The 13,197-nt window shown below is 42.1% G+C and carries 9 protein-coding genes, 1 tRNA gene and 1 pseudogene; all 11 read left to right on the plus strand.

Annotated features, from left to right (window positions below):
• A pseudogene (locus JGE69_RS12225) lies at window positions 1-127 on the plus strand (elongation factor Tu); the annotation flags it as partial.
• Between the two features lie 60 nt (window positions 128-187).
• Window positions 188-263 (plus strand) — tRNA-Trp (locus tag JGE69_RS12230).
• 75 nt (window positions 264-338) lie between these two features.
• Entirely contained in the window at window positions 339-779 is a 441-nt protein-coding gene (secE, locus tag JGE69_RS12235; protein ID WP_057069058.1) for a preprotein translocase subunit SecE, read from the plus strand.
• Window positions 780-786: 7 nt separating this feature from the next.
• Complete coding sequence (nusG, locus tag JGE69_RS12240; RefSeq protein ID WP_002115092.1) at window positions 787-1,320, plus strand: transcription termination/antitermination protein NusG; 534 nt, start codon at window positions 787-789, stop codon at window positions 1,318-1,320.
• Between the two features lie 109 nt (window positions 1,321-1,429).
• Entirely contained in the window at window positions 1,430-1,858 is a 429-nt protein-coding gene (rplK, locus tag JGE69_RS12245) for a 50S ribosomal protein L11 (protein ID WP_001074682.1), read from the plus strand.
• Window positions 1,859-1,861: 3 nt separating this feature from the next.
• The gene (gene rplA, locus JGE69_RS12250) at window positions 1,862-2,557 is read left to right on the plus strand and encodes a 50S ribosomal protein L1 (protein ID WP_005065788.1); all 696 of its coding nucleotides are present in this window, start codon (window positions 1,862-1,864) and stop codon (window positions 2,555-2,557) included.
• Between the two features lie 310 nt (window positions 2,558-2,867).
• Window positions 2,868-3,374: a 50S ribosomal protein L10 gene (gene rplJ / locus JGE69_RS12255; RefSeq protein ID WP_002115099.1), complete on the plus strand. Its 507-nt coding sequence runs from the start codon at window positions 2,868-2,870 to the stop codon at window positions 3,372-3,374.
• Between the two features lie 42 nt (window positions 3,375-3,416).
• Window positions 3,417-3,788, plus strand: a complete 372-nt coding sequence (gene rplL / locus JGE69_RS12260; RefSeq protein WP_001229360.1) for a 50S ribosomal protein L7/L12 — start codon at window positions 3,417-3,419, stop codon at window positions 3,786-3,788.
• Window positions 3,789-4,092: 304 nt separating this feature from the next.
• The gene (gene rpoB, locus JGE69_RS12265) at window positions 4,093-8,181 is read left to right on the plus strand and encodes a DNA-directed RNA polymerase subunit beta (protein ID WP_199113794.1); all 4,089 of its coding nucleotides are present in this window, start codon (window positions 4,093-4,095) and stop codon (window positions 8,179-8,181) included.
• Window positions 8,182-8,267: 86 nt separating this feature from the next.
• Window positions 8,268-12,461, plus strand: a complete 4,194-nt coding sequence (gene rpoC, locus JGE69_RS12270) for a DNA-directed RNA polymerase subunit beta' (protein WP_002114988.1) — start codon at window positions 8,268-8,270, stop codon at window positions 12,459-12,461.
• Window positions 12,462-12,641: 180 nt separating this feature from the next.
• Window positions 12,642-13,007 (plus strand): hypothetical protein, encoded by a 366-nt coding sequence (locus JGE69_RS12275; RefSeq protein WP_005065793.1) that lies wholly within the window; start codon window positions 12,642-12,644, stop codon window positions 13,005-13,007.
• Window positions 13,008-13,197: the final 190 nt, after the last annotated feature.

Consider the following 13,197-nt stretch of genomic DNA (forward strand, 5'->3'; position numbering starts at 1 on the left):
AGGCGACAACGTTGAAATGTCAGTAGAATTAATCCACCCAATCGCAATGGACCCAGGTCTACGTTTTGCGATCCGTGAAGGTGGTCGTACTGTAGGTGCTGGTGTTGTTGCGAAAGTAACTGCATAAGCATATTATAGTGACGGATTACGTCTCAGGTTGAGGGCTTTGGCTCTCAACTTGCATTATAGGTCAGTAGTTCAATTGGTAGAGCGTCGGTCTCCAAAACCGAATGTTGGGGGTTCGAGTCCCTCCTGACCTGCCATATTTTGAAATAAAAAGCTTGATGCTGGCTTAGTTGTTCATATAATAAGTCGCGAGTTCTACGACGAGTACAAAAATGTCGAATGATAAATCGCGTGACGCATTGAGCGACGCGCCAATTCCTCAAAGAAATAATTCTGCTGAAGTTGTTCGTTCTGGTTCGCCTTTAGATATTGTTCTATGGGTGATAGCAATAGCATTGTTGCTTTTAGCTACCATGGTGAATCAGCATTTGCCAGCGTATTGGGCACCTGCAAATAATGTTTGGGTGCGCGTTGGGGCAATTTTTGCTTGTATCGTTGTGGCTTTAGGTTTATTATACGCCACCCATCAAGGTAAAGGCTTCGTTCGCTTGTTAAAAGATGCACGAGTCGAATTGCGTCGAGTAACTTGGCCAACAAAACAAGAAACAGTCACTACATCGTGGCAGGTTCTATTGGTTGTAGTTATTGCATCATTGGTTTTATGGTGCTTTGACTATGGTTTGGGTTGGTTAATTAAGTTGATTATCGGGTAAAAGAGCTATGAAACGTTGGTACATTATTCATGCCTACTCTGGCTATGAAAAACAAGTGATGCGTTCACTTACAGAACGAATCCAGCGTAGCGCTGTTGCCGATAGCTTTGGTGATGTCCTTGTTCCTACCGAAGAAGTGGTAGAAATGAAGGATGGTAAGAAACGTAAATCTGAGCGTAAATTCTTTCCTGGCTATGTGTTAGTCGAAATGGAAATGAATGATGATACTTGGCATATCGTTAAAGAATGTCCAAAGGTTCTAGGTTTTATCGGTGGTACACCTGAAAAACCAGCACCAATCACTCAACGTGAAGCAGATGCGATTCTTGCGCGTGTACGTAATACTGGTGAAGCGCCACGTCCTAAAACGATGTTTGAGCCAGGTGAAGAATTACTTGTTATTGACGGTCCATTCACAGACTTTAAAGGTGTGGTGGAAGAAGTTCAATACGATAAGTCACGTTTAACGTTGACGATTAATGTATTTAATCGACCAACTCAGGTTGAACTCGAGTTTCGCCAAGTCGAAAAAACGATTTAATCTCAATTGGTTGAAAAGCGCCCGATTTTATCGGGCATTGTTGTTGTAACAGTAGTGTTGCGTAAAGATTGGGGAGCCTAGCGGCGTTTGTACCCAGAGGTATTTTAAAATGGCTAAGAAGATTGACGGCTATATCAAGCTGCAAGTTCCAGCTGGTAAAGCAAATCCATCTCCACCAATTGGTCCTGCATTAGGTCAACGTGGTGTAAACATCATGGCATTCTGTAAAGAATTCAATGCTGCTACACAAAAAGTTGAACCAGGTCTTCCAATTCCTGTAGTGATTACTGTGTACAACGACAAGTCGTTCACATTCATCATGAAAACTCCTCCAGCTTCTATTCTTCTTAAGAAAGCTGCTGGTATTCAAAAGGGTTCATCTGTACCAAACAAAACTAAAGTTGGTAAGTTGACTCGTGCTCAGTTAGAAGAAATTGCGACTACTAAAGAACCGGATTTAACTGGTGCTGATTTAGACGCACGTGTTCGTACCATCGCTGGTTCTGCACGTTCTATGGGCTTGGAAGTGGAGCTATAAGACATGGCAAAGTTAACTAAACGTCAAAAAGCCATTGCTGCTGCTGTTGAAGCAAACAAAGTTTACACTTTGGAAGAAGCAGTACAAGTTCTTAACAGCCTACCTGCTGCAAAGTTCAAAGAATCTTTGGATGTAGCTGTAAATCTTGGTGTAGACCCACGTAAATCTGACCAGGTTGTTCGTGGCGCAACTACATTACCTGCAGGTACTGGTAAAACTGTACGTGTAGCTGTATTTGCTCAAGGCGCGCAAGCAGAAGCTGCTAAAGAAGCTGGTGCTGATGTTGTAGGTTTTGATGACCTTGCTGAAAGCATCCAAGGTGGAAACCTTGACTTTGATGTTGTAATCGCTGCTCCTGACGCTATGCGTGTTGTTGGTAAGCTCGGTACAATTCTTGGTCCACGTGGTTTAATGCCAAACCCTAAAGTTGGTACTGTAACTCCTGACGTAGCGAATGCTGTTAAAAACGCTAAATCTGGTCAGGCTCGTTACCGTGTAGACAAAGCGGGTATTATCCATGCTGCGATCGGTCAATTAGGCTTTGATGCTGCTGCTATCCGTCAAAACGTTGAAACCTTAGTTGCTGACTTGAAAAAGTTAAAACCTGCAACTTCTAAAGGTGTATACATCAAAAAGATCACTTTGAGCTCAACTATGGGTCCTGGTCTTACAGTTGATGTAAACAACGTTTCTAACTAAGTTTAGACTTAGTAAAGAATTTTAAAGTCCTGATTGGGGACAGAACTTAAATAGAAATGTTTTCTATTTGGTTGGGTGGAGCAAAGCTTTATCCCTTACCCGTCAGGCGGACTTTGAATTGATAAATGAGAATTTATCAGCGTCAAAGACCTCAGGCGAAAAGATGCCGTTTTCGAATAGCACTTTTCTTAATAAACCAGCCTGCGTAGACGCGGTGGTGTGATTTGTTCCTCCTCCGCGTGTAAGTCGAAAGGCTTACGAATTGGGAGTGTGCCCATTGGGTACATAAATCACCTTAGGAGGTTTTACAATGGCTCTTCTTATTGAAGACAAAAAACAGATCGTTGCGGAAGTAAGTGAAGTTGCTTCTAAGGCGTTTGCAGCCGTTGTTGCTGACTACCAAGGCTTAAGCGTAGAGCAATTAACAACACTTCGTGTTGAAGCTCGTAAGTTAGGTGTTTCTACACGTATTGTACGTAACACTTTGGCTAAACGCGCACTTCAAGATACTCAATTCAATATCTTGAACGACAACCTTGTTGGTCCAACAATTCTAGGTTTTTCAACTTCTGAAGATGACATGGGTGCAGCTGCACGTTTGTTCGAAGATTTTGCTAAAACTAACAAAGCATTTGAGTTAAAAGCTGCTGCATTTGACGGCAAAGTTTATCAAGGTGCTGACGTTAGCGTAATTGCAAACCTTCCGAACCAAGAGAAAGCTCTTACTATGCTTGCCTCTGTCCTTCAAGCTCCTATTTCGAAATTGGGTCGCCTTATTACAGCGCTCAAAGAGAAAAACGAGTCAGAAGCTGCTTAATCAATTTTACACACCATTCAATATCCATTTGGAGTTATTCTCATGGCTTTAACTAACGAAGAAATCTTAAACGCAGTTGCTGAAAAAACTGTTCTTGAACTTGTTGAATTAATTTCTGCTTTCGAAGAGAAATTCAACGTTTCAGCTGCAGCTGTTGCTGTTGCTGCTCCAGCTGGTGGCGCTGCTGCTGCTGCTGAAGAACAATCTGAATTCAACGTTGAGTTGACTTCTTTCGGTGCTAACAAAGTAGCTGTAATTAAAGCAGTTCGTGAAGCAACTGGCCTTGGTCTTAAAGAAGCTAAAGACCTAGTTGAAGGTGCTCCTCAAGTTCTTAAAGAAGGCGTTTCTAAAGAAGAAGGCGAAGAACTTAAGAAGAAACTTGAAGAAGCTGGTGCTACAGTTACACTTAAGTAATTGTAAAAGGAGTCGGTTTTTAAATCGGCTCCATAAAATGGCTGATGGCTCTTGGGTCATCAGCCTTTTTGCGTTACAATAATCGGCTCGATTTTTGTTAGTTTTGTTTGTTTTTTAGAAAAATTCAAATAAAACAAGTAATTTCAAATGTTTACCAATATTTTTCTTTTTTAAAAATATTGTTAAGCGTTTTTATACCACTAAAAATTGCAGCATTTGTAAACAGTGGTGGCCATATCGGCCTGCGTAATTCCTTCTGAGCCCGTTCTGCAGGCGGGCTTGGTTTACTTTCCGAGGACTCCAGATGGCATACTCATATACCGAAAAGAAACGGATCCGTAAGAATTTTGGTAAATTGCCCCAAGTAATGGATGCACCGTACTTACTATCGATTCAGGTCGATTCGTACAGAACATTCTTGCAAGATGGCAAAACTCCAAAAAACCGCGAAGATATCGGTCTCCAAGCCGCATTTCGTTCAGTTTTTCCTATCGAAAGTTATTCTGGCAATGCTGCTTTAGAATTTGTTGAGTATAGCCTTGGTAAACCTGAGTTCGATGTACGCGAATGTATTCTTCGTGGTTCGACTTATGCGGCACCAATGCGCGTTAAAATTCGTTTGATTATTAAAGATCGCGAAACTAAATCAATTAAAGACGTAAGAGAACAAGAAGTCTATATGGGTGAAATTCCACTCATGACTGAAAACGGTACATTCGTCATTAATGGTACTGAGCGTGTAATCGTATCTCAATTACATCGTTCACCAGGCGTTTTCTTTGATCACGATAAAGGCAAAACCCACTCAAGTGGTAAAGTGTTGTATTCAGCACGTATCATTCCTTACCGTGGTTCATGGTTAGACTTCGAATTTAATGCGAAAGACTTAGTTTACGTACGTATTGACCGTCGTCGTAAATTACTTGCTACTGTTGTGTTACGTGCACTAGGTTATAACAACGAACAAATCTTGAATTTGTTCTATGAAAAAGTACCTGTGTATCTTGATATGGGCAGTTACCAGATTGACCTAGTACCTGAACGTTTACGTGGGGAAATGGCTCAATTTGATATTGCTGATAATGACGGTAAAGTTATTGTTGAGCAAGGTAAGCGTATTAATGCTCGTCACGTACGTCAAATGGAAGCTGCTGGTTTAACAAAACTTTCAGTTCCTGATGAATACTTATATGAGCGTATCACTGCTGAAAATATTACTTTGCGTGATGGTGAAGTAATTGCTGCGAATACTTTGTTAAGCCATGAAGTTATGGTGAAGTTGGCAGAAGGTGGTGTTAAACAGTTCAATATCTTGTTTACGAACGATATTGACCGTGGTTCGTTTGTTGCTGACACTTTACGTGCAGATACAACGGCTGGTCGTGAAGAAGCATTAGTTGAAATTTATAAAGTAATGCGTCCAGGCGAGCCGCCAACAAAAGAAGCTGCTGAAAACTTATTCAATAACTTATTCTTCTCTTCTGAGCGTTATGACTTATCTCCAGTAGGTCGTATGAAGTTCAACCGTCGTTTGGGTCGTCCATACGAAGTTGGTACTGACCAGAAGTCACGTGAAGTAGAAGGTATTTTATCGCACGAAGATATCATTGATGTATTACGTACATTAGTTGAAATCCGTAACGGTAAAGGTGAAGTCGACGATATCGATCACTTGGGTAACCGTCGTGTACGTTCTGTTGGTGAAATGACTGAAAACCAATTCCGTGTTGGTTTGGTTCGTGTTGAACGTGCAGTTAAAGAACGTTTAAGCCAAGCAGAAACAGATAACTTGTCTCCACAAGATCTAATTAACGCTAAACCAGTTGCTGCTGCAATCAAAGAATTCTTTGGTTCAAGCCAATTATCTCAGTTCATGGACCAAAACAACCCATTATCTGAGATTACGCATAAGCGTCGTGTATCAGCGCTTGGGCCTGGTGGTTTAACACGTGAACGTGCGGGCTTTGAAGTACGTGACGTACATCAAACTCACTATGGTCGTGTATGTCCAATTGAAACGCCGGAAGGTCCAAACATTGGTTTGATCAACTCGCTTTCAGTATATGCAAAAGCAAATGACTTTGGTTTCTTGGAAACACCTTACCGTAAAGTGGTAGATGGTCGAGTAACTGATGCAGTTGAATACCTTTCTGCGATTGAAGAAGTAGGTACTGTTATTGCACAGGCCGATTCTGCAGTAGATAAAGATGGCAACTTAACAGAAGAGTTTGTTTCTGTTCGTCATCAAGGTGAATTCGTACGTATGCCACCAGAAAAAGTGACGCATATGGACGTTTCTGCTCAGCAGGTTGTATCTGTTGCTGCATCACTTATTCCATTCCTTGAACACGATGACGCGAACCGTGCGCTTATGGGTTCAAACATGCAACGTCAGGCAGTTCCTACTCTACGTGCGGATAAACCGCTTGTAGGTACAGGTATGGAAGCGAACGTTGCACGTGACTCAGGTGTGTGTGTGATCGCAAACCGTGGTGGTGCAATTGAATACGTAGATGCTTCTCGTATCGTTATTCGTGTAAACGAAGATGAAATGATTGCTGGTGAGGCTGGTGTAGATATCTACAACCTCATTAAATATACGCGTTCTAACCAGAACACTTGTATCAACCAAAATATTATCGTGAATTTGGGCGACAAAGTTGCTCGCGGTGATATCTTGGCAGACGGTCCGTCTACAGATATGGGTGAGCTTGCGCTTGGTCAAAACATGCGCGTTGCGTTCATGACTTGGAATGGTTACAACTATGAAGACTCGATCTTATTATCTGAGCGCGTACTTCAAGAAGACCGTTTAACTTCTATTCATATTCAAGAATTATCTTGTGTAGCGCGTGATACTAAGTTAGGTGCAGAAGAAATTACTGCCGATATTCCTAACGTTGGTGAAGCTGCACTTTCTAAACTTGATGAATCAGGTATCGTTTATATCGGTGCTGAAGTTACAGCAGGTGACATCCTTGTTGGTAAAGTAACGCCTAAAGGTGAAACTCAGTTAACTCCTGAAGAAAAATTGCTTCGTGCAATCTTTGGTGAGAAAGCAGCTGACGTTAAAGATTCATCTTTACGTGTTCCATCTGGTACAAAAGGTACAGTTATCGATGTTCAAGTCTTCACTCGTGATGGCTTGGAGAAAGATGACCGTGCATTGGCGATCGAAAAAGCACAACTTGATGCTTACCGTAAAGACTTAAAAGAAGAATACAAGATCTTTGAAGAAGCAGCTCGTGAGCGTGTAATTCGTTTGCTTAAAGGCCAAGAGTCTAATGGCGGTGGTTCAACTAAACGTGGTGACAAACTCGTTGAAGAAGTGTTATCTGGTTTAGAGCTTGTTGATTTACTTGAAATTCAACCGGCAGATGAAGCAATCGCTGAGCGTTTAACTCAAATTCAAGTGTTCTTAAAAGAAAAGAGTGCAGAAATTGATGAGAAATTCGCTGAGAAGAAACGTAAGCTTGCAACAGGTGATGAACTAACAACTGGCGTATTGAAAGTTGTTAAAGTTTACTTAGCTGTTAAACGTCGTATTCAGCCTGGTGATAAGATGGCTGGTCGTCACGGTAACAAGGGTGTTGTATCTAACATCTTACCTGTTGAAGACATGCCACACGATGCTAACGGTGTACCGGTAGATATCGTATTGAACCCGTTGGGCGTACCATCTCGTATGAACGTGGGTCAGATTCTTGAGACTCACTTAGGTATGGCGGCTAAAGGGCTTGGTGATAAAATCGAGAAAATGTTGAAAGAACAGCGTACAGTTTTAGAACTGCGTGAATTCTTAGACAAGATTTATAACAAAGTCGGTGGTGAGCAAGAAGATCTTGATAGCTTAACTGATGCTGAAGTCTTGGCACTTTCAGGCAACTTACGTGCAGGTGTACCTTTAGCTACTCCTGTATTCGATGGTGCTGAAGAAAGCCAAATTAAAGACTTGCTTGAGTTAGCTGGTATCTCTCGTACAGGCCAAACAGTATTGTTTGATGGCCGTACTGGTGAACAGTTTGATCGTCCTGTAACTGTAGGTTACATGTACATGCTCAAATTGAACCACTTGGTTGATGACAAGATGCATGCGCGTTCAACTGGTTCTTACTCTCTTGTTACACAGCAACCGCTTGGTGGTAAAGCACAATTCGGTGGTCAGCGTTTCGGTGAGATGGAGGTCTGGGCACTCGAAGCTTACGGCGCAGCATATACTCTCCAAGAGATGTTAACTGTTAAGTCGGATGACGTTGAAGGTCGTACACGCATCTATAAGAATATTGTAGATGGTAACCATTATATGGATCCGGGTATGCCTGAATCGTTCAACGTATTGACCAAAGAGATCCGTTCTTTAGGTATCAACATTGAACTGAAAAATGGTGACTAAGTCGTAAGACTCACGATTTTTTAGGTAAAAACAATATTTGTGACCCAGTCGGGTAAGCATTGCTTCCCGACACACGGAGAAAAAAATTGAAAGACTTGCTCGATATCATGCGTAAGAAAACGGACTCAGATGGTCATGCACCAATTGAGTTTGACCGTATCCGTATTGGTCTTGCGTCACCAGAAATGATTAAGTCATGGTCTCATGGTGAAGTTAAAAAACCTGAGACAATTAACTACCGTACTTTTAAACCAGAACGTGACGGTTTGTTCTGTGCCAAAATTTTTGGTCCAGTAAAAGATTACGAATGCTTGTGTGGTAAATACAAGCGTATGAAATACAAAGGCGTCATTTGCGAAAAATGTGGCGTTGAAGTAACTACAGCGAAAGTTCGTCGTGAACGTATGGGTCACATTGAACTTGCTTCTCCAGTTGCACATATCTGGTTCTTAAAATCGTTACCGAGCCGTATCGGTTTATTATTAGATATGACACTTCGTGATATCGAACGTGTATTGTATTTCGAATCATACGTTGTAACTGACCCAGGTATGACTCCGTTTGAAAAGTATCAACTTTTAACAGACGAAGAATACTTCAATGCACTTGAAGAACACGGTGATGAATTCACTGCGAAAATGGGTGCAGAAGCGGTTCAAGACTTGTTGAAAGATATCGATCTTGAAGCTGAAATCGCACGTTTACGTGAAGAAATTCCTCAAACAACTTCTGAAACGAAGTTGAAAAAAGCGTCTAAACGCTTGAAATTGATGGAAGCATTCAAAGATTCAAACAACAAGCCAGAATGGATGGTGATGAATGTACTTCCGGTACTTCCACCTGATTTACGTCCATTAGTTCCACTTGAAGGTGGTCGTTTCGCGACTTCTGACTTGAACGATTTATACCGTCGTGTCATTAACCGTAACAACCGTTTGAAGCGTCTTCTTGACCTTGCTGCTCCAGATATCATCGTACGTAACGAAAAACGTATGTTACAAGAGTCTGTAGATGCATTGCTTGATAACGGTCGTCGTGGTCGTGCAATTACTGGTTCTAACAAGCGTCCATTAAAATCTTTGGCAGATATGATCAAAGGTAAACAAGGTCGTTTCCGTCAGAACTTATTAGGTAAGCGTGTTGACTATTCCGGTCGTTCGGTAATTACTGTAGGTCCTACTTTACGTCTTCACCAATGTGGTCTTCCGAAGAAAATGGCACTTGAATTATTCAAGCCATTCATTTTCGCGAAACTACAAGCTTCAGGTCAGGCAACTACCATTAAAGCTGCGAAGAAAATGGTTGAGCGTGAGACTCCGGAAGTTTGGGACGTTCTTGCTTCTGTAATTCGTCAACACCCAGTAATGTTGAACCGTGCGCCAACACTTCACCGTTTAGGTCTTCAAGCATTTGAACCTATTCTTATTGAAGGTAAGGCAATCCGTCTTCACCCACTCGTTTGTGCTGCGTTTAACGCCGACTTCGATGGTGACCAAATGGCGGTACACGTTCCATTGACACTTGAAGCACAGTTAGAAGCTCGTGCATTGATGATGTCAACAAACAACATCTTGTCACCAGCAAACGGTGAGCCAATCATCGTTCCTTCTCAGGACGTTGTCTTGGGTCTTTACTACATCACACGTGATGCTGTAAATGCCAAAGGTGAAGGCATGGTGTTCGCGGATACTCATGAAGTAAACCGTGCACTTGCTACTGGTCAGGTTGCGATCCATGCGCGTGTTAAAGTACGTGTACACCAAACTGTTATCAATGAAAATGGTGAACGTGAACACCAAACTATTATTGTTGATACAACACCTGGTCGTTGTTTGCTTTGGGAAATTGTTCCACAAGGCTTAAGCTTTGACATGATCAACCTTGAGATGACTAAAAAGAACATCTCTAAATTGATCAACTCTTGCTACCGTAAACTTGGTTTGAAAGATACAGTTATCTTTGCTGACCAATTAATGTACTTGGGCTTCCGTCAAGCGACTCGTTCAGGTGTATCTGTAGGTATGGAAGACATGCTCATTCCACCTACTAAGCACACAATTATTGATAAAGCAGAAACAGAAGTTCGTGAAATCGAACAACAGTTCGAACAAGGTTTCGTAACTGCTGGTGAGCGTTATAACAAAGTTGTCGATATCTGGGCGCGTACAAACGACCAAGTTGCTAAAGCAATGATGGATAACTTGTCTTATACACTTGTTAAAAACAAACAAGGTGAAGACGAGAAACAAAAATCATTCAACAGCATCTATATGATGTCTGACTCGGGTGCCCGTGGTAGTGCGGCGCAGATTCGTCAGCTTGCTGGTATGCGTGGTTTGATGGCAAAACCGGATGGCTCGATTATTGAGACTCCGATTAAAGCGAACTTCCGTGAAGGTTTAACAGTACTTCAGTACTTTATTTCAACACACGGTGCGCGTAAAGGTTTGGCCGATACAGCATTGAAAACTGCGAACTCTGGTTACTTGACTCGTCGTCTTGTAGACGTAGCGCAAGACTTGGTAATTACTGAACCTGATTGTGGTACAGCGGGTGGTTTAGTAATGACTCCATTCATTCAGGGTGGTGATGTCATCGAGCCATTACGTGACCGCGTATTAGGTCGTGTAACTGCTGAAGACGTACGTCGTGCATCTGATGATGAAGTTGTATTACCTCGTGGTACGTTAATTGACGAGAAAATCGCAGCTCAGCTTGAAGAAGCTGGTGTCGATGAAGTTAAAGTACGTTCAGTAATCGCATGTGAATCAACATTCGGTGTATGTGCTCGTTGTTATGGTCGTGACCTTGCACGTGGTCACTTGGTGAACCCAGGTGAATCAGTCGGTGTAATGGCTGCACAGTCAATCGGTGAGCCGGGTACACAGTTAACAATGCGTACGTTCCACGTTGGTGGTGCTGCGAGCCGAACTTCTGCTGCGAACAGTGTTCAAGTACGTAATAAAGGTACTGTACGTTTCCATAACGTGAAAACTGTACAACATGCAAAAGGCCACTTGGTTTCAGTTTCACGTTCAGGTGAAATTGGTATTGCCGATGATTTAGGTCGTGAGCGCGAGCGTTATAAACTTCCTTACGGTGCAAGCATCTTGTTGAAAGATGGTGAAGCTGTAGAAGCTGGCGGTATCGTAGCGACTTGGGATCCGCATACACATCCATTGGTAACAGAAGTTGCTGGTAAAGCGCGTTTCAGCCAAATCGCTGATGGCGTAACTGCAACATCGAAAACTGATGATGCAACTGGTATGACTACTGTTGAAATCTTGCCTGTAACAGCTCGTCCTGCTTCTGGTAAGGATTTACGTCCTGCAATCGTGTTGGATACAACAGATGGCGGCGAACAGTTCTACTTCTTGCCACAAAATACAATCGTAACTGTCCGTGATGGCGAAACGATTGGTGTGGGTGACGTTATTGGTCGTGTACCACAAGAAACATCACGTACTCGTGATATTACCGGTGGTCTTCCGCGTGTAGCTGACTTGTTCGAAGCGCGTAAGCCAAAAGAGCATGCAATTCTTGCTGAAGTATCAGGTGTTGTAAGCTTCGGTAAAGAGACTAAGGGTAAAAACCGTTTGGTAATTACTCCTGATGATGGTTCTGAGATTTACGAAGAATTGATTCCAAAATGGCGTCAAATCAACGTATTCGAAGGCGAGCATGTGAACCGTGGTGAGACTATTTCTGATGGTCCACAAAACCCACATGACATCTTGCGTTTGAAAGGTGAAGTTGCATTAACTAACTACATCGTGAACGAAGTTCAAGACGTTTACCGTCTCCAAGGTGTAAAAATCAACGATAAGCACATTGAAGTTATCGTACGTCAAATGTTGCGTAAAGTTGATATCACTGATGGCGGTGATACAAGCTTCATTAAAGGCGAGCAAGTGGATTACATCCGCGTTGTTCAAGAGAACCAAGCTGTCTTGGCTCAGAACAAGTTCCCTGCGAAGTTTGAACGTCAATTGATGGGTATTACGAAAGCATCGCTTTCTACTGACTCGTTCATCTCTGCTGCATCGTTCCAGGAAACAACTCGTGTGTTAACTGAAGCGGCTGTAACAGGTAAAGAAGATGATTTACGTGGCTTGAAAGAAAACGTTGTAGTAGGTCGTTTGATTCCAGCAGGTACTGGTCTTGCGTACCACTTAGAGCGTCGTCGTCAAGAAGCAGAAGCTGCAGAGCATGAGCTTCATAATGACTTCAGCGAAGTAGACCAAGCATTTAGCCAAGCATTAAACTCTGAACAATTCTAAGTTTAGACTGGCACTAAAAAAGGCACCTTAGGGTGCCTTTTTTATTTATATTTATTTATAACAATTTTAAATTGTAATTACATAAATATATTAAAGAGCAATTATTTTATTACTTAAGCGGGATAAAGACTCCACAAAAACACATTAGGCTACCTGCTTATGAAGACTGGAGTAAATCTAATGAAAAAAATGATGATGATTGTTAGTGTTGGCCTGATGTCTACAACTTTGTTTGTTGGTTGTCAAAATGCAAGCCCAGAAAGTCAACGTATTGGTTCAGCTGCTATTGGTGGTGGCGCAGGTGGTGCGGTAGGAAAACACGTGGGCGGTAATATCGGTGCAGGTCTAGGAGCGGCACTGGGTGCAGGTGTTGCGGCTAATGCAAAAGGGTCTAGCAGTAAAACCGTACGTAATAGTGCAATTGGTGCTGGTGTCGGCGCTGTATTAGGTGGAGCAATTATTGGTGGTGACGCTGGTGCTGCTACAGGTGGAGCATTGGGTGGTAGTGCCGGTGCAGCCTATGAAGAGAAGAAAGGGAAGTACTAAAAATATCCTTAATAATTGTTAAACTATAGAAGTCTTTATGTGATTAAAGACTTCTTTTTTATAATTAAAATTTGGCTTAATAAATATAAAAGGCAGAGCTTTACAAAATATCAATCGATTAGGACAGACGGATAACACAATCTGATCAAAGTCCTCATAAAAGAGGATTATTCTTTTCTCTAGAACAGAT

Source organism: Acinetobacter sp. C13 (genome assembly GCF_016809775.1).
GTDB classification, from domain to species: Bacteria; Pseudomonadota; Gammaproteobacteria; order Pseudomonadales; family Moraxellaceae; genus Acinetobacter; species Acinetobacter pittii.

Bases quoted from the DNA above. Each gene is read 5' to 3' on its own strand.
- rpoB (WP_199113794.1), top strand. From the start codon at position 4,093: ATGGCATACTCATATACCGAAAAGAAACGGATCCGTAAGAATTTTGGT.
- rplA (WP_005065788.1), top strand. From the start codon at position 1,862: ATGGCAAAGTTAACTAAACGTCAAAAAGCCATTGCTGCTGCTGTTGAA.
- rplK (WP_001074682.1), top strand. From the start codon at position 1,430: ATGGCTAAGAAGATTGACGGCTATATCAAGCTGCAAGTTCCAGCTGGT.
- rplL (WP_001229360.1), top strand. From the start codon at position 3,417: ATGGCTTTAACTAACGAAGAAATCTTAAACGCAGTTGCTGAAAAAACT.
- JGE69_RS12275 (WP_005065793.1), top strand. From the start codon at position 12,642: ATGAAAAAAATGATGATGATTGTTAGTGTTGGCCTGATGTCTACAACT.
- nusG (WP_002115092.1), top strand. From the start codon at position 787: ATGAAACGTTGGTACATTATTCATGCCTACTCTGGCTATGAAAAACAA.
- secE (WP_057069058.1), top strand. From the start codon at position 339: ATGTCGAATGATAAATCGCGTGACGCATTGAGCGACGCGCCAATTCCT.
- rplJ (WP_002115099.1), top strand. From the start codon at position 2,868: ATGGCTCTTCTTATTGAAGACAAAAAACAGATCGTTGCGGAAGTAAGT.